General features: G+C 37.2%; 32 protein-coding genes and 2 pseudogenes. 28 read left to right on the top strand and 6 right to left on the bottom strand.

All coding sequences use genetic code 11. The features are described from left to right. Positions 1-124: 124 nt before the first annotated feature. Positions 125-1,513, top strand: a complete 1,389-nt coding sequence (locus tag MKY15_RS19570) for an MFS transporter (RefSeq protein ID WP_342538302.1) — start codon at positions 125-127, stop codon at positions 1,511-1,513. A gap of 440 nt (positions 1,514-1,953) precedes the next feature. Here MKY15_RS19570 and MKY15_RS19565 read toward each other — a convergent pair whose 3' ends face one another. Further along, positions 1,954-2,676: an SDR family oxidoreductase gene (locus MKY15_RS19565; protein ID WP_342538301.1), complete on the bottom strand. Its 723-nt coding sequence runs from the start codon at positions 2,674-2,676 to the stop codon at positions 1,954-1,956. Positions 2,677-3,137: 461 nt separating this feature from the next. Between MKY15_RS19565 and MKY15_RS19560 the strand changes: the two genes are divergently transcribed. After that, entirely contained in the window at positions 3,138-3,800 is a 663-nt protein-coding gene (locus MKY15_RS19560; protein ID WP_342538300.1) for an MBL fold metallo-hydrolase, read from the top strand. 125 nt (positions 3,801-3,925) lie between these two features. Here the strand turns inward: MKY15_RS19560 and MKY15_RS19555 are convergent, their stop codons facing one another. Together MKY15_RS19555 and MKY15_RS19550 are read right to left on the bottom strand one after the other, a co-directional pair. Beyond that, positions 3,926-4,249, bottom strand: coding sequence for a DUF1827 family protein (locus MKY15_RS19555; RefSeq protein ID WP_342538299.1), 324 nt, complete (start codon positions 4,247-4,249; stop codon positions 3,926-3,928). A gap of 1,727 nt (positions 4,250-5,976) precedes the next feature. Beyond that, a complete protein-coding gene (locus MKY15_RS19550; RefSeq protein ID WP_338656519.1) occupies positions 5,977-6,147 on the bottom strand; it encodes a hypothetical protein in 171 nt (56 codons plus the stop codon). A gap of 553 nt (positions 6,148-6,700) precedes the next feature. On the opposite strand from MKY15_RS19550, the pseudogene MKY15_RS19545 reads away from it, so the two are divergent. The 8 genes and pseudogenes from MKY15_RS19545 (at position 6,701) to MKY15_RS19510 (ending at position 10,695) form a co-directional block, all read left to right on the top strand. Next, positions 6,701-7,183 (top strand): annotated as a pseudogene (locus MKY15_RS19545) (DinB family protein). Positions 7,184-7,401: 218 nt separating this feature from the next. Next, positions 7,402-7,842, top strand: coding sequence for an NUDIX domain-containing protein (locus MKY15_RS19540; protein ID WP_187044901.1), 441 nt, complete (start codon positions 7,402-7,404; stop codon positions 7,840-7,842). Between the two features lie 203 nt (positions 7,843-8,045). Beyond that, positions 8,046-8,267, top strand: a complete 222-nt coding sequence (locus MKY15_RS19535; protein WP_342538298.1) for a transcriptional regulator — start codon at positions 8,046-8,048, stop codon at positions 8,265-8,267. Then, positions 8,267-8,641: a hypothetical protein gene (locus MKY15_RS19530; RefSeq protein WP_067209682.1), complete on the top strand. Its 375-nt coding sequence runs from the start codon at positions 8,267-8,269 to the stop codon at positions 8,639-8,641. The genes MKY15_RS19535 and MKY15_RS19530 overlap by 1 nt, the downstream gene beginning before the upstream one ends. Before the next feature lie 5 nt (positions 8,642-8,646). Then, positions 8,647-8,910, top strand: a complete 264-nt coding sequence (locus tag MKY15_RS19525) for a YolD-like family protein (RefSeq protein WP_067209680.1) — start codon at positions 8,647-8,649, stop codon at positions 8,908-8,910. A gap of 1 nt (position 8,911) precedes the next feature. After that, positions 8,912-9,091, top strand: coding sequence for a YolD-like family protein (locus MKY15_RS19520; protein ID WP_342538297.1), 180 nt, complete (start codon positions 8,912-8,914; stop codon positions 9,089-9,091). Between the two features lie 274 nt (positions 9,092-9,365). Then, complete coding sequence (locus tag MKY15_RS19515; protein WP_342538296.1) at positions 9,366-9,722, top strand: hypothetical protein; 357 nt, start codon at positions 9,366-9,368, stop codon at positions 9,720-9,722. Between the two features lie 850 nt (positions 9,723-10,572). Then, on the top strand, positions 10,573-10,695 hold the full coding sequence (locus MKY15_RS19510; protein ID WP_340742610.1) for a RusA family crossover junction endodeoxyribonuclease: 123 nt from the start codon (positions 10,573-10,575) through the stop codon (positions 10,693-10,695). 292 nt (positions 10,696-10,987) lie between these two features. On the opposite strand, the gene MKY15_RS19505 is transcribed toward MKY15_RS19510, so the two are convergent. Further along, positions 10,988-11,476 carry a GNAT family N-acetyltransferase gene (locus tag MKY15_RS19505; protein WP_338656530.1) on the bottom strand — a complete coding sequence of 163 codons (489 nt, stop codon included), beginning with the start codon at positions 11,474-11,476 and terminating at the stop codon, positions 10,988-10,990. Between the two features lie 100 nt (positions 11,477-11,576). On the opposite strand from MKY15_RS19505, the gene MKY15_RS19500 reads away from it, so the two are divergent. The 3 genes from MKY15_RS19500 (at position 11,577) to MKY15_RS19490 (ending at position 12,894) form a co-directional block, all read left to right on the top strand. Continuing rightward, positions 11,577-11,936: a hypothetical protein gene (locus MKY15_RS19500; protein ID WP_338656532.1), complete on the top strand. Its 360-nt coding sequence runs from the start codon at positions 11,577-11,579 to the stop codon at positions 11,934-11,936. Between the two features lie 639 nt (positions 11,937-12,575). Beyond that, positions 12,576-12,707: a DUF6877 family protein gene (locus MKY15_RS19495; RefSeq protein WP_338656534.1), complete on the top strand. Its 132-nt coding sequence runs from the start codon at positions 12,576-12,578 to the stop codon at positions 12,705-12,707. A 37-nt stretch (positions 12,708-12,744) separates the two neighbouring features. Continuing rightward, entirely contained in the window at positions 12,745-12,894 is a 150-nt protein-coding gene (locus MKY15_RS19490) for a hypothetical protein (protein WP_342538295.1), read from the top strand. A 148-nt stretch (positions 12,895-13,042) separates the two neighbouring features. Here MKY15_RS19490 and MKY15_RS19485 read toward each other — a convergent pair whose 3' ends face one another. Then, positions 13,043-13,219: a hypothetical protein gene (locus MKY15_RS19485; RefSeq protein WP_156476032.1), complete on the bottom strand. Its 177-nt coding sequence runs from the start codon at positions 13,217-13,219 to the stop codon at positions 13,043-13,045. A gap of 163 nt (positions 13,220-13,382) precedes the next feature. Here MKY15_RS19485 and MKY15_RS19480 point away from each other — a divergent pair, with 163 nt between their 5' ends. The 11 genes from MKY15_RS19480 (at position 13,383) to MKY15_RS19430 (ending at position 19,635) form a co-directional block, all read left to right on the top strand. Continuing rightward, positions 13,383-13,598 carry an IDEAL domain-containing protein gene (locus MKY15_RS19480; protein WP_342538294.1) on the top strand — a complete coding sequence of 72 codons (216 nt, stop codon included), beginning with the start codon at positions 13,383-13,385 and terminating at the stop codon, positions 13,596-13,598. A gap of 42 nt (positions 13,599-13,640) precedes the next feature. Then, positions 13,641-13,946 (top strand): hypothetical protein, encoded by a 306-nt coding sequence (locus MKY15_RS19475; RefSeq protein WP_342538293.1) that lies wholly within the window; start codon positions 13,641-13,643, stop codon positions 13,944-13,946. After that, a complete protein-coding gene (locus MKY15_RS19470) occupies positions 13,943-14,236 on the top strand; it encodes a hypothetical protein (RefSeq protein WP_342538292.1) in 294 nt (97 codons plus the stop codon). The genes MKY15_RS19475 and MKY15_RS19470 overlap by 4 nt, the downstream gene beginning before the upstream one ends. Positions 14,237-14,303: 67 nt before the next feature. Then, a complete protein-coding gene (locus MKY15_RS19465) occupies positions 14,304-14,468 on the top strand; it encodes a DUF3954 domain-containing protein (protein ID WP_342538291.1) in 165 nt (54 codons plus the stop codon). A gap of 11 nt (positions 14,469-14,479) precedes the next feature. Next, on the top strand, positions 14,480-14,710 hold the full coding sequence (locus tag MKY15_RS19460; RefSeq protein WP_342538290.1) for a hypothetical protein: 231 nt from the start codon (positions 14,480-14,482) through the stop codon (positions 14,708-14,710). A gap of 382 nt (positions 14,711-15,092) precedes the next feature. Then, positions 15,093-16,028: an alpha/beta hydrolase gene (locus tag MKY15_RS19455; RefSeq protein WP_342538289.1), complete on the top strand. Its 936-nt coding sequence runs from the start codon at positions 15,093-15,095 to the stop codon at positions 16,026-16,028. Positions 16,029-16,247: 219 nt separating this feature from the next. Next, the gene (locus MKY15_RS19450) at positions 16,248-16,571 is read left to right on the top strand and encodes a hypothetical protein (RefSeq protein ID WP_342538288.1); all 324 of its coding nucleotides are present in this window, start codon (positions 16,248-16,250) and stop codon (positions 16,569-16,571) included. Between the two features lie 553 nt (positions 16,572-17,124). Next, positions 17,125-17,949 carry a hypothetical protein gene (locus tag MKY15_RS19445; protein WP_342538287.1) on the top strand — a complete coding sequence of 275 codons (825 nt, stop codon included), beginning with the start codon at positions 17,125-17,127 and terminating at the stop codon, positions 17,947-17,949. 11 nt (positions 17,950-17,960) lie between these two features. Beyond that, a complete protein-coding gene (locus MKY15_RS19440; RefSeq protein ID WP_342538286.1) occupies positions 17,961-18,437 on the top strand; it encodes a hypothetical protein in 477 nt (158 codons plus the stop codon). A gap of 468 nt (positions 18,438-18,905) precedes the next feature. After that, a complete protein-coding gene (locus MKY15_RS19435) occupies positions 18,906-19,151 on the top strand; it encodes a hypothetical protein (RefSeq protein ID WP_342538285.1) in 246 nt (81 codons plus the stop codon). A gap of 361 nt (positions 19,152-19,512) precedes the next feature. Next, positions 19,513-19,635, top strand: a complete 123-nt coding sequence (locus tag MKY15_RS19430) for a hypothetical protein (protein ID WP_342538284.1) — start codon at positions 19,513-19,515, stop codon at positions 19,633-19,635. A 244-nt stretch (positions 19,636-19,879) separates the two neighbouring features. Here MKY15_RS19430 and MKY15_RS19425 read toward each other — a convergent pair. Continuing rightward, positions 19,880-20,794 (bottom strand): annotated as a pseudogene (locus MKY15_RS19425) (beta-propeller fold lactonase family protein); the annotation flags it as partial. A 1,096-nt stretch (positions 20,795-21,890) separates the two neighbouring features. On the opposite strand from MKY15_RS19425, the gene MKY15_RS19420 reads away from it, so the two are divergent. The 4 genes from MKY15_RS19420 to MKY15_RS19405 all read left to right on the top strand — a co-directional run bounded on the left by MKY15_RS19420 (position 21,891) and on the right by MKY15_RS19405 (position 26,331). Then, complete coding sequence (locus tag MKY15_RS19420) at positions 21,891-22,565, top strand: response regulator transcription factor (protein ID WP_342538283.1); 675 nt, start codon at positions 21,891-21,893, stop codon at positions 22,563-22,565. Beyond that, the gene (locus MKY15_RS19415) at positions 22,562-23,932 is read left to right on the top strand and encodes a HAMP domain-containing sensor histidine kinase (RefSeq protein ID WP_342538282.1); all 1,371 of its coding nucleotides are present in this window, start codon (positions 22,562-22,564) and stop codon (positions 23,930-23,932) included. The genes MKY15_RS19420 and MKY15_RS19415 overlap by 4 nt, the downstream gene beginning before the upstream one ends. A 209-nt stretch (positions 23,933-24,141) precedes the next feature. Next, positions 24,142-25,155 (top strand): alpha/beta hydrolase, encoded by a 1,014-nt coding sequence (locus tag MKY15_RS19410; protein ID WP_067209675.1) that lies wholly within the window; start codon positions 24,142-24,144, stop codon positions 25,153-25,155. 309 nt (positions 25,156-25,464) lie between these two features. After that, a complete protein-coding gene (locus MKY15_RS19405) occupies positions 25,465-26,331 on the top strand; it encodes a GNAT family N-acetyltransferase (RefSeq protein ID WP_067209672.1) in 867 nt (288 codons plus the stop codon). The last annotated feature ends 193 nt before the right edge of the window (positions 26,332-26,524 follow it).

Below are 26,524 nucleotides of genomic sequence, written 5' to 3'. Positions count from 1 at the left end.
TTATTAGTATGCAATTCATTCCGCAATATAGTTGTCATGACAACTATTGTTGGGACCGTTAACTTGGAAGTACCGGTTAAATTGCCATGATGACAAACTTAACAATTATATGGAGGTTGCCATGATGAAAAAAAACATTGATAAAATAGGGATTTTTGATGTCCAGTATAAAACAATGACAATCGGTATTATCTTGGCTGTTGCAACTGTAGGATTCGAGGGACTAGCGATTACGACGATTGCGCCGAAATTAGCACAAAGTTTAAATGGCATCCATTTATATGGCTGGATTTTTAGCGCATTTCTTTTATCTCAAATTATTGGCACAATGGTTATCGGTCAGCAGATTGATAAGAATGGCGTGTTTAAATCATATGTCGTGTCTATTCTAATTTTTGTTGCAGGTATCGTCATTGCAGCAACTTCCATCAATATGCACATGCTAATCGTAGGAAGAGCTTTTCAAGGTTTCGGAGCAGGTGCCCTTTTAACTTGTGTATACTACAGCATTACATTAAGTTATCCTGATGAACTTAGAACTAAAATTCTTGCAGCATTTTCAAGTGCTTATGTTCTTCCTGCATTGGTTGGTCCTTACGTCGCAGGACTTTTAGCTGAATCTTTATCATGGAGGTTTGTGTTCTGGTTTGTTCTGCCTTTCATTGTTCTATCTGTTTTCTTAACACTCCCATTGTTTCGTAAATTACAAGCTGAAAATACATCTGCGCTCTCTACCGAAAAAGGAAACTATAAAGAAATCTACGCTGTTTTATTGACGCTCGGAACGGGTCTATTGTTAATCGGCTTAGGATTTGTACCCGATTGGAAGGGAATTATGATTTCAGCTGTAGGGGTCATGATGATGATTCAACCTTTACGGAAGCTACTACCAGAGGGCGCTTTTCTAGTTAGAAAGGGCTTGCCAGCAACCATTGTTTCAAGAGGTCTGTTTGTTGCATGCTTCTTTGCTGTTGAAAGTTACGTTGTTCTAGCTCTAACAACGGTTAAAGGCTTATCGGCGGACGTGGCGGGTTTAATTGTTGCTGCTGGAGCAATAAGTTGGTCAACAGCAGCTTGGTTGCAATCCAAGTTTGATGAAAGAGACCATGGAAATGGCCGAAAACAACGGGTAATCATCGGTGTTGGTTTGATGATTGTCGGAGTTGCGCTGGTCATCATAATTATAGGACTTCCAGGTAATGGAATCGTATTCGCGGTATTATCACAAATACTCACTGGATTTGGCATAGGGTTAGCACATCCAACAACGGGAGCCATTGCCCTACAGCATGCCAAAGCAGGGGAAGCAGGTGCGGTTTCCGCGAATATCCAATTTATTGATGCGTTTGGTCCTGGATTAAGCATTGGAATAGGCGGTGCTCTAATCGCCATGAGTGAAACTTTTGGCTGGGGAGTATTAACTGGAATCATGCTGGCCTTATCAATCCAGTTCCTCTGCCTACTATTCTGTTTTATAATCTCCTTCCGTATTAATTTAAGTGCCACCTTATAAGGTAATTCTGAACTACTTTATAAACTAGCATCATTCACTACGGTCTTATACACCAATCCGTATAAGCAATGAAAAGGTGCTCCCCGTGCCGTGAAGCTGGCTTAGAGAGCACCCCTTCTTTATCTTTCAAAATTGGTGAGCTATCGATTAAAAAACAACGACCAATCCGATTAGGGAAATGTCGTTTTATTTGTTTTATTGAACTTCTAACTTAATCTCGTTAATTACTTCCTCTAACTCTTTCCTAAATACTGGACCCGTACCCTCCAGTTCAAACGTGTCTTTGGTGATAAGATCTTCTAGCGTGTGAATGCAAACGTTGATTATAGGTATATAAAATAGCTCCCATTTTGAAAAGAGATTGATCAAAATGGGAGCTGTATGTAGTACCGAATGATTAATAATAATATATGGAAAGACTCTACTCATATGCTATACAATCATGCATTTAAGTCTGTTATGGCTGGAATATTTATTTCCTTTACACATGAAACAGGCGATAAATTAATAACGCAATGGACAATAGCTACAATGTCTTGTACAGGAATACGTGTACCTTGATACATCATAATTGCCTTTTCTACACCTTCTTCATAAGGTATTTCAGCAGCAAGCTCTCCTGGATTAATACACGTTACAGAGATCCTATCTTTTCTCACATGGTCGCGTAAAGCATTTGTAATACCACGTAAGCCAAATTTAGATGTGACAAATGAAACTTGTGCATTATTCGTATTATCTAAACCTGCTGTTGAACCCATTAATATAATTTTTCCGTTTTTCGCTTGTCTTAAATTAGGTAAAAGCGCCTGAATATAAGTGATAGTCGAAGTTAAATTAATATTAATTATGTTCGAAATTTCCCCAACTTCATCCTTATCAAACGTATAGTCATCTTCAAAACCACGCTTTTCCCATACTCCGACATTATAAATTAATACATCAATAGGAATGTCGTTTAATGTTTCTTTTAAAGAAGGAATTTGTTGTTGACTAGATAAATCAATTGTAAGCCATTTACGATTTACGCCATCATTTATATCTAAACTACTTGGTCGTGTGCGTGACACCACCCATACTGTATCTCCCTTAGTGGGTAAGCCTTTTACAAATGCATCGCCTAGCCCATGGCTTGCTCCAAATATAATAAAGTTCATACTCATCCTATCACCCCTTCTAAATAACTATACTTATTAAGTATAATTATTATAAAAATAAGTAACAACTAAAGTGATTTATTGAAATGTTGGTTTAAAACAAAGTTAGATTATTATAGATTAAGAATAATTAAAAGTTTTATCAATTTTTTTTATAACCAGAGTAGGATTAATCTCCCATAAGTGCTACCCGTATTGGGCGCGACATTCTGTGATGCACCGTGGTCGTTGGAGTCAGACTAACGGGCCGGATTACTTCACAAAAGCAGGAATTTTTGTGAAGCAAGTTGAATATATATAGCATGCTTATGTTATTCAATTAGCTTGCAGGTGTGGTAATGAGTGATTAGTGATTCTATGCAATATAGTATTTTACGTACAAAATTAGCTTTATTATTTCGGCCTTTTTATGTAACTAAACCCATTTTTCTGCATCAATATAATTTAATACAAAGGAGCTTAAAGTTATGGAACTTTCTAAAGGAGTAGAGATGCTCCAACTTGATTTTCATGGAACTATTATTCATCCAATTCTTTTATGGGATCAAGAAATGGCTGTTTTAATAGACACTGGATTCCCTGGTCAAATTGAAGATTTACGTGTGGAAATGAGTAAAGTAGGGGTGTCGTTCGACAAACTAAAAGTTGTGATTTTGACGCACCAGGATATAGATCATATAGGCAGTCTTCCTGAGATATTACAGGAGTGTGGTAATAATATTAAAGTATATGCTCATGATCTGGATAAGCCTTATATTCAAGGGGATTTACCTCTTTTGAAAGATGGACACCTAGATAACCCTCCAAAAGGCAAAGTGGACGATACCTTGAAAGACGGTCAAGAATTGCCGTATTGCGGCGGGATTCGTGTCGTCCATACTCCAGGGCATACTCCTGGCCATATCAGTATCTTTTTGAAACAAAGTAAAACCCTCATCGCCGGGGATTCGATGTACAGTGTAAACGGAATAATTGGGGGGATTCATGCCCCAACCACACTGGATATAAAGGCGGCTCGACTTTCTTTGGAGAAATACTTAGACCTCGACTTAGAATCTGTGGTTTGTTACCACGGAGGATTAAGTAAGGTGAATATTAATGATCAGATTCAAAAGGTAATTTCATATTAAACTTCTAAAACCCTCATGAGATCGTTTATTGATGGTCTATTAGGTGCAATAAAAACGCGGTAAAGGCAACCTATCCAAATTGGACGGGCCGCCTTTTTGCGTTTATTTCCATTAGAGAAGTCCCATCACTGTAAAATATCACTAACAGGGTATTGTTCGTGCCGGTTTAGTGTTGTGTGTTTAAAATGATAAACGCCATTATTGCTAATGTAGCCTGTGAGGTTCGCAGGATCCTCTTTCATAATTACTTCTATTGAATAACCGATTTCAGAACCCGTTATATCCCTATACGGATTAGAAAGACTGAGGTGTTTACCTTGGTCGTTGAAACTGTAAATAATTCTAATATCCTCATGTTCATATACTATGACTGTTTCTGGACCGTTTCCGTTATTACTGCATGTTGATACTATATCCGGGTAATCAAAAGTTACATCTTTAAATCTCAATAAGTTCACCTTCCCTGTAAATATTAGTGTTTGTTAAATCCTGCTATACAGAACGTTAGTTCGTTAATCAAACAATTAAAAACCAGCCACCTCTATTGAAAGGTTGGCTGGTTATAATATAAGTGTTTCTACCTCTATCCATTGATTTATTGATGCAAGCCATTTATCAACTTTGGCTATACGATCTCTGGATCAATCGTGCATGTATTTCATATCATTACCTGCGGCGGGTACATTATTTCATTTTTTTTACGGAAGTTAGCAACACTAGCCATTTATAAAATATGCCACCAAGCGTTTTTTTATTAGCCCCAATGTAGCCCCAACAGCATGCTTTATCATGCTTTATCTTGCATAGTTGATTTTTATACAAACCCCGTCAAACAGTTGAATTGACGGGGTTTTCGATGTAATAAAGATGTATAATGCGTAATAAAAATTTTATAGCACGAAATAGTTCATAGTAGCAACAATGCTTATGCCTCAAGGCTTATGAGGGGTTTAAATAAAAACAACCTCCAAATATTCCACCAATTTAAAAAGTGAATGCATCACTGGAGGATTTCGCTAATTTGACTTCGAGGTTTTATTGATGAGTGGGTATATAAACTTAAAATCATCAAAGAAGTATTTCTTAGTCGTTCTGTAATAGTTTGTAGTGGAATGAATTTACTCAACATAATTTTTTCTTGGGGATGTCTTAAACTGTGTGAGAAATAGATTTCATTCCTGATTCTTAAGGTTGAGTTTAATTGGATTTGAAACAGATCTTTCGCTGATGGGAGTTTTGAGTCTTTCTGAGGTAAGTACATAATCAGTTTCCAAACTTCTTTCCAAAAAAATGCGCAAAGTCTTATTCCGCCAAAATCTGTATATCTTCAATTGATTTAGCAGAAGATCGTCGACAAAGTTTGTTAATTTGCTATTTGGTTTATGAACTCCATGGTAGTACGGGTTCGCTTGATTGTGATGGTCTTTTTTTCGAAATCTATTTTATTCCATTGAAATCCAGCACAACAGGTCTTTATCAGCTTTAGTAGGTCAAAGTGAATATGGAGTTTACACCAAATCAACTGTAGGGCGTTTAGAATCGACGGGAAATGACGTTGTACTACATCTTAGCAGTCTAGTGAAACTTTGAAAGTGAGTGGTCATAGTGGATAACGACTGATAATGGAAACAGGAAATTATTAAATTACAGAATGAAATTAAAAAATTACGCAATGAGTTCGCGACTTACAAAGTGGATCAAATTAGAGAACTTTTCTCTGGAAAAGGACTAACTTATGAAAATATTACAGAAGGCGATATTTGTGTGTTGGTTATCCTTACTCAACAAACACGTTAAGCAAGCTAATAAAGCTGGCACAATGTCTATAAACACCATGAGAGTGAGCCAAAAGATTAACAGTAAATACAACAGTAACGGAATGCTGCTTATTTTTGAATAGTCATTACTTCACTCAATGAGAAGCGATCAGCTTGAATCCAGATGGCTTTATAGATTTTGCAGGTTGGGCAGATGATGGTGCCATTAACAAATGCATTTGCGGAATGGGGAGAATCAACAGCTAGTTGATTCGTACTCCTAACAAAAAGACCACTGATTAAAAATAATCAGCAGTCTTTATCACAGTCACCTTGTGATATAGCGACAGTATTGGCGAATCACCCGGTCAATAAACATCCAAGATTAACGCTAAGTAACTAAGCACTTTTTAAGCTACTTATTGTAACTTTTCAGAAACAGTCCAATGTTTGGAAGGAATTACGTTTTGATTCAGTTGCTGCATTAACAAATCTGCTGTGTAAAAATCAGCAAAGGTTTTGTCTGACTGGGTACTGGAGTCCTTTAAGAACTCTGTTTCACCATCATTGTTTCGTATGATTACAAACATGAGTCACCTCCAATTTATGGCATGAACAATGACTTGTTCTAAAAGAATTGTCTCATCAAATAATATTTTAGTATACATTATCGGAGAATTGTTACCATTTTGTTACCGAATTGTAATCAATTATCCATTTATTTGCAGGTGAGTAATACCGTAAAGAGAGAAGGAGAATTACTGATACTCACCTCGAACATAAAAACGAAGGAAATTTCCGAATCACAGTATAAATGGAGATATCCGCTTTATATATCGACGGCAATAGAGAAGAACTAAAAGAAACTTTACCAGATGCTTAATATTAAACTCAAAGATGCGGATGTATTGGGGTTAGCGGTTAAATATACTGTGACTGTAAATAAGTAAGAGTGTGATATAATTAAAGTATGAAGGACATCTAATACGCCTAGAAAAAGCGGCCTATCCATTATGGACGGGTCGCCTTTTATTTGACCAAAAGAGGGTTTCCTATTAATAGAATAGAATAATAAAATTAAAGAATTAAGGAACAGGATTTTGTTCTTAATGATAAATCATTTTATAGCAGGAGGGTGGAAATATGTTTCATTCCAAAGATGTTTTGTTTGACCAATTGTTAGCAAATGCTAATGATCCTAGCTGGTATGTGCCATTTTCGGATTCTGTGGAAAACTTGTCCGAGGTACAAGCATTCTGAAAGCCAAATGAAGATAGTAATAGCATTGCTGAAATTGTTTGGCATCTTTTATATTGGAATCAAACATGGCAAACGAGGTACCAAAAGTCTAATGTCAATGCTGTTCCAGCCATAGAAAATAATAATGAAATCTTTGTAATTCCTGAGGGTTACGCATTTATCGAATTGAAAAAACAACTTTTAGAGGTACTGTTGCATTGGCAAGAATTATTAACTGAAGATAAAGGTGAAAGTAAAGTTAATGGTTTTTCTGAACCTGTGAAGTGGTGGGGGATACTCGCAAATATTACAACCCATAACGCATATCATATTGGTCAAATCATTTATATTCGTAAGTTGCAAAAAAGCTGGGGAATAGATGAATAATTAAGTAAGTCCAAAATAGCGGTCCTCCACAGATTAGATTGTGGATGGGCCGCTTTTTTTATTTGTCGAAGTAAAGAGGTATTCATATGAATATAGACGAATAAAGAAACAGAACATTGTTCTTATTCAACTAACGAAACAGGTTAGTTGAACAAGCACCTAAGCAATGTCTTGAATTATAGAAATACACTTAAGGGTTATTTTAAAGGGGAGATATTGTGTTTATAGTTAATGTAGAGGGTGCAATTTACAAAAATAAAAAATGGTTGTTAATAAGACGAAGCGAGAAAGAAGAACACGCTGGAGGTTCATTGTCTCTTGTTGGGGGAAAGGTAGAAAAAGAAGGTACCTCATCAGACATTTTAGAAAAGACACTAATAAGAGAAATTGCTGAAGAAGTGGGTATAGAGGTTTCGAATCTTCGATATGTAAATAGCTCATCATTCGTTACTGATTCAGGAATAAATGTGGTTGACATTGTTTTTCTTTGTGACCACGAATCAGGCGAAGCATTTGCTAAGAGTCCTGATGAAGTTGACGACGTTATTTGGATGACTACCCAGCAAATTCTGAATAACTCTAATTTACCTATTTATTTAAAGGGAAATATTAAACTTGCTGAAAAACTGGTAAACAATAATACAGTAGTTATTTCGTAGTAAGTAAATTTTGAGAGACTCACTTGTTCAACTAACAGATGTTTAGTTGAACAAGCGGAGATCGTCTATTGACGGTCTTTTTTATTTGCCCAAATATCTAAGATGTATCGTATCAAAGGTTAATTGGTAATATTTATAATTTCCGTTATCCAGTTGCAATAAGAACTATTGTTCTATATACTAACGGAAAAGGGGGAACGAGTGTGCGTAACCAATTAGTGAGGTCGATGGAATACAGTGAACACCTAGATATGATGTACTTGGCTGCGGACGGTTCAATTAGCAAAAGAAGAATCAACGTACTGCAGTTTGGTGAGGTATCATTCCGTGCATACTGTTTTCTGCGTAAATTCAAACGTATTTTTACAATTGATAACGTTTTAGCACTTGTTCCCGTCGTACATAAAGAAAGAATGGTGATCTAATGCCGTTAATCCCAACCGAAGCATTACCGTATTTCGAGAACATGATTTATTTGCCAATGATAATAAGTATCTTGGAAAGAGACCGAGAAGTGATTGAAATAAGCTCATTCAAATTGAAAGGGCCTTATATCAATATCATTGAAAATACATTAAAGAATGTACGAGCAGAATTGAAAGAAACAAATAATTATGCACGAAGCAAAAATATGAAGTTGATTAAAAAGGGGAAAGATGGTTCGTTCACTGAGTATGCATTTATCCATAACGGCTATGAAGACAAAAGACGCTACATGAACATACGACTGCGTAACAGGACGGAAGAATTGATAAATGTGTACTTCGCTAAGTCAGAAAGCCCAAATCTGAAAGGATGATGAAAATGACAGCAATTCCAAAACCACCAAAATCAAAGGTTGTGGCAAGTCCAAAACTAACAGAGACTGATTTTCTTGAGATAGGCGAGAGAATCGGGGAATCAAAAGAATTCGACGTAGAGGTTGAAATCACAATTTATGCCCAAAAGCGGTTCGAGTCAGTTACAGGGATGGTTACAGAAATCGATGGTCAACAAGGCAAATTGTCGCTACAAGTGGGCTACGAAAACATAAAAATCAACATGAATAATATAGTGAGCGTGAAATGAGATGCTAGAAAACATTCGGGATAGAGGAAACGTTAAATGGACTGCGATGATGCTATCAGAGCACGTCGCAGAGTTGCATAGATGGCAAAATGAAGATAACTACGAAGGTCGTCCTGAGCTTGATGATTATGATTTACAAGCTATCCAGTACGAAATAGAAGTTGCTCAAAAAAGGGAATGACAAGTACACATAAGGTTGTGGGATAAAGGGAAAGTCGTGTTTTACATGGGGACCATTAGAGAAGTAAATGTCGAGTCGATGTGGATTACGGTTGATAGTCCTTTTGGGAGGGACCGTATGCCGGTGGAGGATATTATATGTGTCCAATGCGCAGAGTAATGCATAAAATCCCTAACCTGTCTTGGATGGGGACTTTTACTTGTTATTAATTGTCTAAATATTATAAAAGTACTTAATTCCCATCTGTCGAATAGTGACAATAGGAGGGGTGTATATGATAAAAGATAATGAAATTGTAATCCCGGAAGAACTGAAAGCGAATATGATAATCCTTAGTACCGTAATGAGTCCGACGAAAGAAGATATCGGCATTTTGATTATGGGCGAAAATATGGAACCTAAACAATATACGAATGGGCTATCAGTAATAAGGCTATATCTATTGAACCAAAGAAACTTCAAATACTATATAGAAATGGAGCTAGAGGCATTTGCTTTTAATGACCTTGAATCCGCATACGAATTTTTAACGAATCTACCGAATATGTCTGCATTAGAATTAATACTCATGATGAATAATCCGGATTTCAATTTTGATGACGGTGTAAATAGTAATCGCGTTTTGCATTAAAACTGAGGAATAGAAGAGAACATAAAACAGCCACCAACTCTATTGAGAAGGTGGCTGTTGTCATGTTATGAGTTGTGTGCCTGTCCGCTTTTAATGTGTCCCCTAAATGTCCCCCAACCACACGAATTCAAAAGATTTCCTACGACTTGCCTTTAATGGCGTGATATAGCCGATTAGTTAACTGGATACTGATACTATCATGTTTGTATGTTTGTAGAACGTATGTACGAAACGACTGATTAGTCTAGCACGAAATAATTCATAGTAGCAACAATGCTTATGCCTCAAGGCTTATGAGGTGGTTAAATAAAAACGACCTCAAAATATTCCACCAATTTAAAAAGTGAATGCATTACTGTAGGATTTCGCTAATTTGACTTCGAGGTTTTATTTATGAGTGGTTATATATACTTAAAATCATCAAAGAAGTATTTCTTAGTCGTTCTGCCATAGTCTGTAGTGGAATACCTTTCCTCAACCCAATTATTGCATTGGGATGTCTAAAACTGTGTGAGAAATAGATTTCATTCCTGATTCTTGGGGTTGCGTTTAATTGGATTTGAAATAGCTTTTTCACTAACGGGAGTTCCGAATCTTTCTGATGTCAGTACGTAATCTGTTTTCATCCATCGTTTCCCATAAGTGAGCATGATCTTTTTACACCATATTCTATACATCTTCAATTGATTTAAAAGGGAATCGTCGACAAAAATTGTTCGATTGCTATTTTTCGTTTTGCTTTACGTACTCCGTGGTAATCACGGCCTAAGGCGCTTCAAACGAAGCCGAAGCAGGTTCTTATCAAGTCGGGTGATTGCGACCGACGAGGAAACCGGATGTCGACAATTATGTGAAGGCAATCAAGGACGGCCTTACAAAAGTCATTTGGCAGGATGACAGTCAAGTGGTGAATCTGACGGTTCAGAATTATTACAGTTTGTCACCAAAAGTTGTTGTTTGTATCAAATACTGACTTGAAATGAGGGAGGGCAATGAACGGTGTTTGGCGATTGTTGTTTCGGTGTGAGGACGGTTATAAGGTTTGGACATATGAGCCTCTGCTGCAGCGGGAATTGTACGACAAGAGGCAAGAAGGTTGGAAGTTGTGGAAGTGAAATGGGGGGGATGACAGTTATTCCATTTTGGGAAGGAGTTGTACTCGTAGTTATGGGTGTAGGCGGTTGAGTAAGTGAAAGTAGACACACTATGTGAAGCAAAAGAAATAAAAAAAGAACGGTTTATTAGTTACCGTTCTTTAATAAAGCTTAGACTTTGAATGTTTGGATTATACAAGGTTCATCATCAATTAATTGATTTTTTTCTTCATAATCAATTTTAAAATCTTTATATACTTTTCTCCAAAAGGATACAGCGGGAAGGTTATTAACAAGTTCAATAACAAAGTATTTTCCTTTTTTATTTTCAAATAACTCTTCTACTGCCTGTATTCCAAAACCCTTACCTTTGTACTTATTTAGAATAAAGATGTCATTAATGCCGAAATCATTTTCTTTTTTTAAAAATGGCCTTTCCAAAAGAAGAATAAATCCTATAATGTTGCCATCAAATTTGATGAAGTAAGGAGAAATGCCATCATTTGTCCAAAATGAGTTTAGATCCTCGTAATTAAAAAATCCATTTTCATCAATAGTAATGTTAGCTGTGAACTTGGACAGATCATGAAGATAAAAGGAATATAAGTTGCGTAAAATTATTTTTTCATTTTCAAAAATTTCCTGAAGAGAAACAGACATATAAAAACCTCCTTAGCATTTCTTTCAACTATATCTTAAATGTAATTAATTTAGAAATATTCTACTGTAAAGCACAATACAACCAAAAGGAGCTGAGAAAATGACTTCAGAACAAGCTAGAGAACTTTTCTCCGAAAAAGGACTAACTTATGAAAATATTACAGAAAGCGATATTGGTGTTTTGTTCACCTTCCTTAACAAGCACGTTAAGGAAGCCAATAAGGCAGGCATAATGTCCACAAACACTATGAGAATGAGTCGAAAAATAAAAAGCAAGTACAATACAACCGGAAATGTAAAGGAATGTTATTTATTCTTGAATAGTCATTACTTCACTCAACGAGAAGCAATCAGCTTTAATTCAGACGGCTTTATAGGATTTGCAGGTTGGGCGGACAGTGGTAACAAACCACCTTTAATGAGTGCGTTTGTGAAATGGGTAGATACGATAGCAAGTTAGTACACAGCGTGTCACAGAATGCGCAAATAAAAAAGTCGATTAAATTTAATCAGCTTTCTGTTTCTTGATTTTTATTATTTGATATAAATCATGTAAAATCGTTGCCGACAATACTAGGATTACAAATACTCTAGAAAATGTGGTATTTAAGTCGTTGGATAATAATACTGCCATTAATACAAGCAAGAAGATAATATTTAGAACTTTGTTAGTTATTTCTGATTTAAACATGGTAGAACACCAACTTTCAATAATTAAGCATATCCAGAATACGCATTTAAAATCAATAAGTTTCAAATATTTTAATAATAAATGAGTCATAATTCGACAATGACAAGCAACAATAGTGCATTTCAGTAATTATTTTTTTAACTCTAATATGCTATCAAGATAATTGAATATACAATCAGCGTAAAAGAAAGACAGGTAATAAAAGTGTTTATTGAAGTATTATCATCCCCTTTTTTAATCTTTTAGCTATTGCAACGCAGTTGGAAATGAAAACGAAACATAAAATTGGTGAGAAAAAGACTCCTACGTTTTCGAAAATAATTAGCACGCGGATCATCCTTTCTTAAGATATTTCATTGTCTCATGAAAGTATTTTGATTAATAGTGAATTAAAGGAAGTGAACCCAAGTGACCGCATATCAAGAAATAATCAAGCTTTTACCCCAGTTACTGTTCGAGGTACTGAAAGATATTGAACGACGTACTGGTGACTGGATGTGGAGCGGTGGCAATGAGGATGATCCTTATATTCATCAGTAGTTGCGATATGCGAAGAGATTTGTGAAGGAGTGACGACATGGTGCAGCAACTTACTATTTTTGATGCGGTGCCAACAATAGCGTTTGAGCTTGGGGACATGGTTGAAGTCGTCGTCAATGTGGAGGAGAAAGATGTTGAGGATTATTCCTTTCTCAAATTGTATGGGGGAAGAAGGGAAGAATTGTGAGGTTTTTACCTAAACGGCAGTATGAGGTTTTGTTTGCGAAGTCTAATCAGGTTAGGATATTTCGGCATGGTGAATTGAGGAGGAGTGAGTGAAATGACAGTAAGGACGTTCACTGTCGTGTATCGTCCCATTCGTAAGTATACAATCATTACTCTATGTCGGTTTTTTCTCTATTCATTTCTTTTATACGATCATCAATCGGATCAATCGTATGTATCGTATGTTTAAATCGCTTACTTTGATGGAGGACGATAAAAATAAAAATGAACTGTAAAATCAAGGTAGCAATACAAATGCAAATCCACATCCAAGTCGTTGCTGTCATTTGATAGTCTCCTTTCTTGCTGTAAGTTTACTACAAAAATATAGGTTAGTCAGTTACGGGTTGGTGACAGTTAGGCAGGATGAATTGAAGAGGAGTGAGTAGGGATGAACAATGATCATGAACGTGAAAAATTTAAAAGATTGATGGAGGGCTTTCTCTCGCTGTGTATACGAATGCTTTAGGGGAAATGGGGAAAATCAACTCTCGGAAACTTATGACTGAGATGTCGGAAGGATCCAAGATGTCCCGTGAATATTTGGAACATCACCCGAGCATTGAAACGGATGTCACGGACAAGGACATGCTGTTGCTGCAGATTGATATGGCGCTTGATGATGGGGATATGGAGTTGTTTATGAGGCTTACTAATGAATTGTAAAGGGATGGAGGTGCTGTTGTAAACGGGACGAATGAGGAACGATTGGAGCGGATCAAAATTTTAGCAGGTACGAGCGAACATTTTGATGATTTGCAATCGCTAATCGAACAAGCAGAACGGGCGCAAGAGTTGGGAGCTCGAAATCAAACCCTTTCAGAAGAATCAAGAGGGAACTTTCAAGCGACCTTGGATTATCGACGTGAAAACATGCGATTGCGTGAAGCGTTGGAGTTTTATGGAGACAACAAAAACTACGAAATTAATGTTGTTGATCAGTGGGGACCAGAAATTAAGGTCATGATGGATGGCGGAGCAAAGGCTGCTGAGTTATTGGAGGGATTGAAATGAGCTTAGAAGAAAAACGCAAGATCCAACACATCGCTGAAAAGGTTAAATTCCTCAGAACGTCTGAAGGAATGAATCTGAAAGACTTGGCAGCAGGGGGGAGACTGTATCGTGAACGCATTATGAATTTAGAAATTGGTGTCGAAAGGGCAGATTTGCAAGACGTCATTCGGTATTGTAACTACTTTGGATTGGATTATGAAGGGTTTTTGTTTGATGCTTTTCCGAAGTTTAAAGCGGATTATGTAGCGGATGCGGAGAAGATGATGAGGACGATTGGGTATAAGATTTGAGCAAATAAAAAAGACAGGATTCCTCCCGTCCTTGACAAGGAAAGTATAGCACACGAGGAGGGGTCCTGTGAGTAAAACAGCAGAAGTAATTTTATCAGAAAACGCGGTGTACAGGGTGATAGACGGTGAAATCAAGAAGGTGGATAAGCCGGGTGTTGGGTTTAGGAAACAGGTTATTACATGGCAAGATGACAAGCCTTTATTTTATGAGGTTAGTTATACGAAGAGGTAGGAGGGATTTGTATGGAGGATGTAGGAAACACTATGATTTACCGTGATGGATTTTTGATGATAATCATTAATCAACACGTTATCGACATTAATCAATTGAAATTGCGTGAAGGTGATGAGGGCATCGAGATGCTGACACTTAATGAAATATCTGACCAGATAAATAGAGATGAAGTAATTTATGCATGGGCAGAGTTGGGTCTGAGCGGAAAGATTTATCAGCACGGAAATTGTGTACAGTGATCTTATCCCATGTAATGGCGTAGATTGAAACGCTACCATAAAGCACAATCTACTTGTTTCCTAGTCGCAAAGGAGATAGCCATATTTCAACTACACAGGCTTACCCATCATCACAAAGGCAGGATGATTGTTGCTTAGACGTTCAATACTCAAGTTCCCTATTAAAACAGTATACGTCAAGAAGAAAATGGGGAAATGATACAATAAATATAGTTCAGGGGCAACACCAAAATATGTATTTGCAATTCAATAGACTGGATCTGGTGTGGAAGGTGGCGAGTTTTTGTACCGAAAGTAAAGCGGCAAGGCGATTACAATTAGTGGAACAAATATAAAGATGTTATCTTGAATCTCAAAAATGATAGTAAGGTAGGAGAAGGAAATGAAAACTCAACTGTCAAACTATATAAAAATTGGCACTTCAAAACAATTTATTTCTATTTTTGGTGAAGATAACAATCTGCCTCTTTTAGTGTATTTGCATGGTGGTCCAGGTGATGCTGCTTTACCACTGATTTATAAATATAACTCAGAACTTGGAAAAACGTTTAATATTGTAGTCTGGGAACAAAGAGGGGCTGGGAAATCTTACTATACTTTTTCGAAAGAGGAACAAATATCTATTGAAACTTATATTGAAGACCTATACAGTTTAATTCATTATTTGTTAGAAACGTATAAAAAAGAAAAAGTTTATATTTTAGGGCACTCTTGGGGAAGTGTCCTAGGCTTAATTTTCATTAAAAAATATCCTCAGCTAGTACACAGTTATTTTGGATGCGGTCAAGTAGTTAACATGAAAAAAGGGTTGAAGTGTCAATATGATTTTGTTCTGAAAGAAAGTCAAGAACGAAATAAAAAAAAGATTATTCAGCGATTGGAAAATATTGACCTTTCATTGACTCAAAAAGATTGGTTAAACGATTTATTATTTGTTACTAAATTAGTGGTTCAATACAGACATTCTTTATATGGAAAAAGCAATTATAACCAACTGGTAAGGGATTTCATTTTTTCATCAAAGTACACATTTAAAGATTTAATCAATCGTGAAAAAGGGAGTCTACAATCAATACAATATTTGTGGCAAGAGCTCATGGAAATTGATTTTAGTAAATACAAGAGTTTCGATGTCCCTATTACATTTTTTGAGGGGCGTCATGATAGGCATGTTTCTTCCGCATTAGTAGAGGATTACTATCACACAATAAAAACGACAAAAAAACTCATTTGGTTCGAAAATTCAAGTCATTTTCCACAATGGGAAGAGTCAGTTAAGTTTAATCAGGCTTTGATAAGTATCAAAAAGCAGAATTAGTTTTACAGGCTATTGATTTCTGTAACGCTTGTAATTTACCACGCTTTAAATGGCAGTATATCAACTGTTATCACATCTGGTTGGTGTAAAAACGGGACTATGAAAGGGTATGCATAACTAAATAAGTCTACTGGAACAACCGGGAACACCGATTGATTACAGCATTGCGCTGTGTCATTTGTTGTCCTCTTTTTTTATTTCAAAAAGGAGGAAAAGACGATGGAAATCAATCAAGAGCGATTGGATAAGATAAAGGCAGAACTTACAGAACGCCACCAGATGCCAATAGAGGAAGTTTCAAGAATGATTGACGGTGTGATAGTCGGGGTTCCGGGGATTTCAGAATGGCTTAAACCATTTGTAGAGGGGCTATCTCAATTATGGAACTCGATGAAAGAAATCATTCTAGAAAACCATGAGAAAGCATTATGGAATACAGAAAGCGAAGCGATGCACGGTTGGAATCTAGATTGGGATACGCGTAAACGCAGTCAAGTCTTGTCGAATAAACCGAAATTCATGGTCCGCAAAATTTTTCGTTGAAGGAGTGGGGAAATGAGATCGTTGCAAACGGAACTGGTTGAAAAAGGCTACCTGATGCTCGTACAGGCGAAGTAGATAAGAAGTGTACTAAGGCTAAAGACAGGTCATCAGAACAGCTGTCTGATAGGGAATGGGCTGAATTGATGGGTACTAATCGACAGACCTATAAACGGGTGAACGGGGCTATTCGTAAACGATAAATAGGGGGCGGGCATATGACAGAAAAGCAAATTGAACAGCTGTTGAAGGATTATCACTGGATTATTAATTCGTAAAAATTATGCGTGAAGGATTGAATGATGTTGGTGGTAACTTTACAGCTCAGTATGGATTAGAGGCAGCTATGCCGAAAGCGGCTGGGGGTCATAGTGATTTTCAAGATTCCCTCATATTGTGTTTGACATATATTACAGTTTCCAATATCTCCGTGTTTGTATACTGTAAAACATTCAAGGTAGATGGTGTTCGACTTACCGCTGATAATTAACCACGAAATGGCAGTATTGGGCAGTAATAACTAATGAACAGTTCTCTCGAAGGGGAGGAAAAGACAATGAAATTAATGAAAAAAGTTATCACTCTAGCACTAGTTTTTAGTATGTTCTTTTTTGGTGTATTTCAAAATCACAATATGGCATCAGCACAGACTAATCTTGAAAGTGTAGAAGTCACTTCAGAATTAAAAAGTTATTTACAAACTGAGAAAATCGATTTTGCTGAAACTCCTAATCAACGAATTTTTTCGACTATCTACGATGATATCGAATATGTATTGACCTATTTTATAACCGATGACACTTATGAAGCGAAAGCGTACGACGTTAATACTAGAGAAGAATTAGACATTCAAGAATTAAAAGAAGCACAAATTAGAGAAGGGAAAGTACTCCCGGCTCCGGATGGAATTGAGAGTGGTATTGTAACCCAGAGGTTTGCTCTTCCATTAATTCCTGTTTCGGGATGGGTTTTAGAACATTTAATAGCAATGGCACTTGCGGCAAGCTTAGTAACTGTTATAGTTGTTTCAAAAGATAAAATAAAAGCTGAGCTAGAAGAGCGATTAAAACGTAAGAATCCTACTATAATTTATAGGGGAGGTTCTTCGACAGCAACTAATCATACGCTAATAACTACAGATAAGAATGGATTATCTTATTACAAAACAATGCCTAAAGGTAAATTTACAGTTACAACAAAGGAAGCAGTTGACAGTACAAAGGTACTTAAGGCTGTTCTTGATGGTGGAAATCATGTTTCTGTCAAGCCCGTAAAAGCTTCTGATATGCAGGGATGGATAGATTCTAGGGCGAATGCAGATAAGAAGCCACATAAATTTACTCGACTACTGCAAGCAATTTCAATATCTTCAAACAACTAGGGATGGTAATTATGAGAGACTATATTAATATAGAAGACGAAGAAATCAATTATTATGTATATAACTTGAATTGGCAACTTCCAAAGGAAATTCAAGAAGAGGCTATTGAGATACTATCTAAAATTCCACCTGAGAAAGTTGACATGATAATCCCGAAATATGGCAAGTCGTGTTGGGAAAACGGAGTGTACATTTTGAAAGAAATGGGTTATCCGAGAAATAGAAAAGCTTTGCCGAAACTAGCAAGCCTATTACAAGATAGAAATTGGCCAGGAGCATTAGATACTATCGAGCTCTTTAGGATTTTAGGGAAGACAATAAGTGTTCCGTATATAGAAAAGGAATGTGACGAAGCCATCAAATGTAACGACGCTGATTGGCTTGAACATCTTTATTTTTCCTGTGAAAGTCTTTGCATTGTCAAAGAAGATTTTCATAATCCTATGACATATCTGCAAATGAAGAATACGGCTGAGGATTTGTATTGACCAGAAAAAGTGAATAGTTTTACTGCAATAAGATAACTCTGGTATTGTTCGAGGTCGCAGAAAAACTCACTTTTTTAAAAAATGACTTTCTAAAAAAGGTGACTTTAAATTCGAATTCAACTGAGCCTCGAATAGTGGACACTTTAAAAAAAGTGATCCATTCGGGGTTTTTTAGTTTAAAAACCCGTTATACTAGAAAAAATGGCTTGGAACGGGAGAATTTTAAATAAGTAGAATACTTTTCGGCGAACATCAAATGAGACAACTAGATTCAAACCCAAATGTCACATCCGTATCAGATCGCGCCATTCAATATAACGCTAAATTTAAAATCCGTGCCATTCAAGAAAATTTGTGTACATTAGGTAGGTTTTTTTGCTTGCTAGGAAGACAATTGCAAAAATAATCGTTTGTATATGTAGCTAAAACAAGTATGTTTCAAAGATAAGTAAAAGAAAGGATGAGAATATGAAGGAATTATCATTTTTTGATTGGAAAATACGTTTACAAGATAATTTGATGACAGTCACTGATACTTCAACGAAAAAAATGGTTATCATGGAAGGTGCCCTAGAACTAAATGCAATGATTTGGATTGATGAGGAAAACGAGATGCAAATTAAACCAACTTGGGATTGTGTTATTTCGATCAATGCGAAAGATATGATATTAACCATTCGGCACTCTGAAAACGTTTTTAATAATAGAGATTAAGAAATCTGAGGCGGTCATTATTCCATTACGGAGTTGTCGCCTTTTATTGTTTTAAATAGATGATCATGTAGTTGAGGTGACAAATAGAGTTTAAAGGATAGTAGAAGGGCTTGCTCCCTCCTCGAATAATGGCTTAGAGAGGTGGGAGTGCAACATAAAAATCACGATTGGTGATTTATTGGTTTATCGCAGTATGCTAAAAAGAAAGTGTTATTTAGTCGGAATTATAGACGAAGAGTTTTACGTTATTTACGGGTCACGTTACAGGAAGGTGGTTTGTGGGGAAGCGCTGCATGATCATATAAAGTGGGATGCATTGGAAAATTAGGTAAAAGCCGATCGAAATGAAGGTTCTAAAGCGATGAGTACAAACTGGTGGAATCTGTTAGATTATAAATTCGAGATTTTCCAAATGGAGATTTTCGCTTTGTATAACGACGGCAATAATGAAGAACTAAAAGAAATATTACCAGATAAATATTAAACTCACAGATGCAGATGTATTGGGGTTAGCTGTTAAATATACTGTTGCGGTAAATAAGTGAAATATAGCAAAAGGCGACTAATCTTAATTTGAGCGGTCACCTTTTTTGTTGATTTTAATTCGATATTCTGAATAGTACTTACGCTATATATTTATAATTAGTGAAACTTGTTCCTAAAGAGCCTCAAGGGCCTCAAGGGCCCTAGATTATGAAATCAACTCGTTGATATAAAATGTTTATCTTTTATTTGCAGATTGTCCCGGTTTTAATACCAGTTGGCCCGCTAAATCCTGGGATTGTTGCGATCACCATATTTGTTGCTATATTTATGACAGACACAGTATTGTCGGTTTGATTTGTAACATAAGCGAGTGTTCCATCCGGCAATATGGTTACTTGGTCAGGGGATTCTTCTACAGGGATTGTAGCAATTACCATATTTGTTGCTGTATTAATGACAGATACAGTATTACTACCTTTATTTACAATGTAAACAAGTGTTCCATCAGGTGTAATTGCTGTTCCCACAGGTTCTGTTCCCACAGGGATTGTATCAACCACCGTATTTGTTGCTACATTGATTACAGATACTGTGTTACTACCTTGATTTGTAACGTAAGCAAATTGTCCATTCGGTGTGAAAACGATTGATCTAGGGCGAACTCCTACAGGGATTGTAGCAACCACCGTATTTGTTACTGTATTAATGACAGATACTGTATTTGAGTTTTCATTTGCAACGTAAGCAAACGCACCATTCGGAGTAAAAGCTATACCTTGAGGAGCGAGTCCTACTGGAATAGTAGCAGTTACGGTATTTGTTGCTGTATTTATTACTGATACAGTGTTAGATCCGTGATTTGCTACATAAGCAAGTGTTCCATTAGGTGAAATTGCTACACCAAGAGGGTTAACGCCTACTGGAATGGTAGCGATTGGAGTGTTTGTTGCAGTACTAAAAACCGTTACATTATTCGAGAAGAAAGCTGTAACATAACCAAATGCTCCATTTGGTGTAATCGCTACTTCTAGAGGAGCGCTTCCTACTGGAATGGTAGCGACTATAGTGTTTGTCGCTGTATCAATCACTGATGCTCTATTATCAGGAGTTTCTAACTGACCAGCGTCTGTAACATATACGAGAAAGCTACAAATTGGTGGTACAGGTAAAAATGGTGGCTTTGTACAACGACAACTACAAAAACAAAAACAAAAACAAAAACAACAACTACTACAACTACAACAACAGCAAAAACAACGACAACGACAACTTGGATTTGATTTAAACTTGATCGTTTTATAATATTTCTGTTCTTTCCCCACGAGGCACACCCTTTCTATCGTATATTGATACTATATTCAAACAGAGTTATGTTTCTTGTACGTCTAACCTTAACCAAATACTTCTGATGAAATGAGGTTAGAAGGTGTATTTGACACTTACTTTTCTGTGTTAATATAAACTGATTGAGATTGTAAGGGGATGAATGTTATAAATGGTAAATATATCAACACCCGTATTCGGAGCACTTCTTCCAGGCGTAATATGTTATCTTATTTACAAGTTTAGAAAAAAACAAAGCAAATAATATTCAGATTCTTATTTTATTTTGAAATCAAAAAGGCGGCCATTATTCGAAATTATAGACGAAGAGTTTTACGTTATTTACGGGTCCCGTTACAGGAAGACGGCTTGAGGGGAAGCACTGCATGATCGTATAAAAAGGTTCTGATCATATTAAGTGGGATGCATTGTCAAACTCGATAAAAGCTGATCGAAATGAAGGTTCTAAAGCGATGAGTAAAAATTGGTGGAATCTGTTAGATGAAAAATTTTAGATTTCACAAATGGAGATTTCCGCTTTGTATATCGACGGCAATAATGAAGAACTAAAAGAAATATTACCAGATGAATATTAAACTCACAGATGCGGATGTATTGGGGTTAGCAGTTAAATACACTATTGCCGTAAATAAGTAAAAGCGCCCAAGTCGTAGATTCCTAAGCTCTTGGCCACTTCACAAACGTAGATATGTCCGCGTTTATCCCGTCGCCAATCGAACTCTAGAAGGATGGGAAGAGCTAAACAATTACATATAAAGTTTGGCATTCTGGTAATCGAATAAGCAAACGAGGGCGCGTTTAATGATATTCCTGTCCTTAATTATAGGAAGAATGGGAGTATATCAATTTGATCTATAGTATAATGATTACTTCAATAATGCGATGGAAAACAGGGAAAAGAGGGAACTGATGCCTACTATACTGGTTGCTGACGACGATGCGAACATTCGTGAACTCGTCTGTTTATTTCTACGCAACGACGGATTCGCAATAGCCGAAGCCGCAGACGGCAAGGAAGCACTGGCCGTCTACACCTCAACGCATGTCGATCTTGTCGTGCTCGACATTATGATGCCAAATATGGATGGTTGGACGTTATGCAAGGAACTCAGAAGAGCCAATCCTGATCTTCCTTTACTTATTCTGACTGCGAGAGGAGAAACATGGGAAAAAGTGAAAGGTTTCGAACTTGGGACGGACGATTACTTAACGAAACCATTCGATCCGTTAGAGTTGACGGTTCGTGTTAGGGCACTACTCAAACGATACAAGATTGGCTCCACTCAGACAATCCATTTCGGGAACGTCATTCTTAATCGACAGACCTATAAGGTGATGAGAGGGACGGAGTCGCTTACGTTGCCGCTAAAGGAATTCGAATTGCTGTATAAGCTAGCTGGAACACCCGGACAAGTCTATACGCGCGAGCAGTTGATCGATCAGATTTGGGGTATCGATTACGCTGGAGATGATCGAACGATAGACGTACATATTAAACGACTGCGTGAACGGTTCGCGTCGACACCCAATTTTCGGATCGAAACGGTGCGTGGGCTTGGGTATCGGCTTGAGGTTTATGAATGATCAGATCTTTATATATACGTGTTGTCCTGACATTTCTAATTTCCGTCATCGGAGGCACGATTATTTCTTTTTTTGTGTCAACTTGGATATTCGAAGATAAATTGAACGAAAACGCTCAAATTAACTTACGTAACTTTGGCCATGATATCGTCCAGCTTTACAAGACTCTTCCGTTACGTGAAGCGGACTCGTTCGTAAGTGAAATGAAGCAGCTCGATTCTTATTATATTCGAATTTACGAAGCTACGGGTCAGTTCCAATCTTACGGAAAACTTCACGGACACAAACCTGCGCCTGTCACGATGGAGCAACTAAAGAAAGTATTAGATGGAGGCGTTGTTCAGGACACTCCGAATGGTATTGCTACGGTCCTCTTAGGGTTGCCGTTGAAAACGGAAATGGGAACGAAAGCGATGTTTTTGGAAACGCTCGCCCCGCCTTCTGCTTCTTTTGTCACAAAGTGGGCATTGATTTTTGCAACCTGTTCGTTGATTGCAGGAAGCGTGTTCATTTTAGTTGCCTCTTTATTCCTGGTAAGACCGATCAAAAAGCTGACAAAAGCGACCAAGCGTATAGCATCTGGAGATTTCAACGTCAAGCTGAATATTAAGCAAACGGGTGAGCTTGGTATTTTGGCTCGCAGCTTCGAAGAAATGATGCACGATCTGCAGCAACTTGAGCAGATGCGAAGGGAATTCGTAACGAACGTCTCGCACGAGGTTCAGTCTCCGCTCACTTCGATATCCGGTTATGCTGTAGCGCTTAAACAGGTTCACCTCTCAGATCACGAACGAAGTCGATATCTAGATATTATCATCGCTGAAGCGAAAAGAATGTCCAAGATGAGCGATAGCCTGCTCAAGCTGAGTTTGCTTGAATCGCAGTCGCAGCAACTGCAGCTCGTCACGCTCAGTCTCGATGAACAAATTCGACGGGTAATCGTGGCGCTCCAGCCGCAATGGTCTGCTCGCATCATTCATTTTGAGCTTGATCTACAGACCGTTAAAGTAATGGGTGATCATGACCAGTTGAATCAGGTATGGACGAACATCCTTGGCAATAGCATCAAATTTTCCGAGGATGGCGGGGTAATTAACGTCAGTACCAAACAAGACATCAAAAACGTGACAGTTCAAATAACCGACACGGGCATCGGTATTCCTCTCGAAGACCAGAAGCGTATATTCGAGCGGTTTTTCAAGGCCGATCGTTCGCACAGTCGAAAGTATGACGGTAGCGGTATGGGACTTGCAATCGTAAAACAGGTCGTAGCTCTTCATCAAGGTGACATCCGAGTGGAAAGTGAACTTGGTAAAGGAACTACCTTCATTGTCACGTTGCCACTCACTACACCAACCGATAGTTAGATACACCAAATATCCATCGGATTGTCTAAACCGATATTCTCTAAACTACGGCTCACATGCAAGCAATCTTGTATGTGAGCCGTAGTTTTTTTGCTTGTTCATATTCAGTTCATATTGTCGTCATGGGGAGTACATATTCATTAGTTAAGATTTCATTAGCAGCACATGAAGAAAGCCAAACAAACAGATCAGGACAGGAGAGAATGACAGTGACACAACAAGAGGAAAAGAAAATGCGGAATGGAACGAAAATAAAGAAAGTACGAAACATTTTGCTTAAAATAGTAGGAGCAATCGTTATAGCCATTGTTCTTTTTCTAGGTATTGTTTATATCGCTAATGGGATGAGTAGTCATTCGGAGAAAAAACGAATAGTGCCCTACGGTCAGCAGGTATCTGTAGACGAGAAAAATATGAATGTGTTAATTCAAGGCGAGGGCGAAGAAACGATTGTTCTCCTGCCTGGTTATGGAACAGCTACACCAGGGCTTGATTTTAAGCTTCTTATCGATGAATTATCTCTATTTTACAAAGTTGTTGCGGTAGAGCCTTTCGGTTATGGATTAAGTGATGAAACTGAAAAAGAGCGAACCACGGAGAATATGGTAAGTGAAGTTCATGAAGCTCTACAGCAGCTTAATATTAATAGATACATACTCATGGGCCACTCCATTACAGGCATCTATGGAATTGATTATGTGAACAAATATCCAAACGAGGTGACTGCATTTGTCGGAATAGATAGCAGTGTTGCAACACAACCGGGAATGGATATTAAATTCCCATTAAAAACGTTTGCATTCCTCAAAAAATCAGGTCTCTTAAGATTGGCCATGAAAATAAGCGCTGATCCCTATGCTGGACTGGCATTTGATGAAAAAACCGTAGAGCAAATGAAAATGATTTCGAATAAAAACATGTATAATGAGACTACCTTGAATGAGATGGACAATATTTCGTCTAATTTTAAAGGGGCTCAAGGTTTAGCCTTCCCTAAAGTTCTTCCACTTCTTCTCTTTGTACAAGCGAATAATGAAGGTGTAGCAGGATGGATACCCCTGCATGAAGGGCAGATCAAAGACTCGTTAAATGGAAAAGTAGTAACCATGGATGGTTCACATTATTTGCACCATACCAAATTCAAAGAAATTGCTGAAAACGTTAGAGTATTTATGAAAGAAGTAAAGTTGTTAGAAGGAAGCGCACCGATGCCTGAAGGCTAGATTGGCTATGGGAATAGTCAGATCCTTATGCGCTATTATAATAAACGAGAAGAAGTAAATGCAGTGCTCCTAGGGATATCTCCAGTCAATGAAGATTGCTTAACTTCATTTTAGAAGTAGCTTTATTGTTAAAGCTTTTTTATGGTTAAATAGGTTTTGGCAGCGGGATAGCTAAAGTGTTAGTTGAAGGAGCTAAACAAGGCTTTAGATCTGAATAAATTTGTAGGCTAGACAGATTATCAAGGGGAATATTAAGAAAATATTTATCATAAGGTGTTTCGTATTTTATTAAAAAAGTGAGGGTAAGCCATGAACATTTCGTATAAATTGATGTCTTCATTAAGTTTTAAAGAAGCGCATATCCTATTTAATCGTGGATTTGAAGGTTATTTAGTGCCGATGAATTTAACTTTTGATACATTCGTAAGTCGTTTTGGTAATGATGGATTATCTGCGGCATTATCCATCGTTGCATATGATGGAACAGATCCAATCGGCTTTGTGCTCCAAGGAATTAGAGAAGTGAATGGTCAAAAGATTTCTTGGAATGGTGGAACAGGTATTAATCGAGAATACAGGGGGAGGAAATTGGGTTATTCCTTGATGGAGGAAGCGGAAAAAATCATAAAGGAACTTAATGTTTCTATAGCAACTTTAGAGGCGCTTTCTGAAAATAAGGCTGCTATATCTTTATATGAAAAGTGTGGTTACAAAGTAGAGGACGATTTACTCTTTTTACGTGCAAATGAAATTTTAGATAGTAAGTTACCGGATCTAGACGATTATGAAATAATAAGAATTCCGGCTACCCAATCTATTGGATCAGATTTATTTTCAACTATCGTCCCTTGGCAAACGGATGCTAGTAACACGTCAAAACTAGGTGGAGAAGCTGTGATGATATCAAAGAATGGAGAGGTGCAGGCAGCTTGTCTTATTCGGAAAAAACGTGTTTTTGGCAATAAAACGGAAAGCATTACTTTATTTCAGGTGAAGGAAAATGGGAATGAAGATGCTCTAAACAAACTCCTTGCTTACGCATTAGAATATGACCAATCTGTCAATCGTACAACTTATAACTTCTTAAAAGGAAATGGTTGTGTAGTTTCATCTTTACTGGCAAGTGGTTTTGAAAATACTCCAGTATCACAAGTTTTTATGACGAAAAGTTTCTGAAATATCCGGTCGATCACCCGAAAGAGCGTATGGACTGGTTGCTTTTTAGTTTTGCGGTCACATATAAAAAACAAGTAACTGTATGCATTAAGCGATTAACAAGAACGTCCATATCGGGCGTTCTATTTCTTTATCCAAAATTAAGGAGTGATTGAATGGATATCGGAAGGCACGCCTATTTTACAAAATCAAG

Origin of the sequence: Sporosarcina sp. FSL K6-1540 (assembly GCF_038620285.1) — a bacterium.
GTDB lineage: Bacteria > Bacillota > Bacilli > Bacillales_A > Planococcaceae > Sporosarcina > Sporosarcina psychrophila.
The sequence above is the reverse complement of the archived record's forward strand: the minus strand, read 5'-3'. Positions and strand labels throughout refer to the sequence as shown.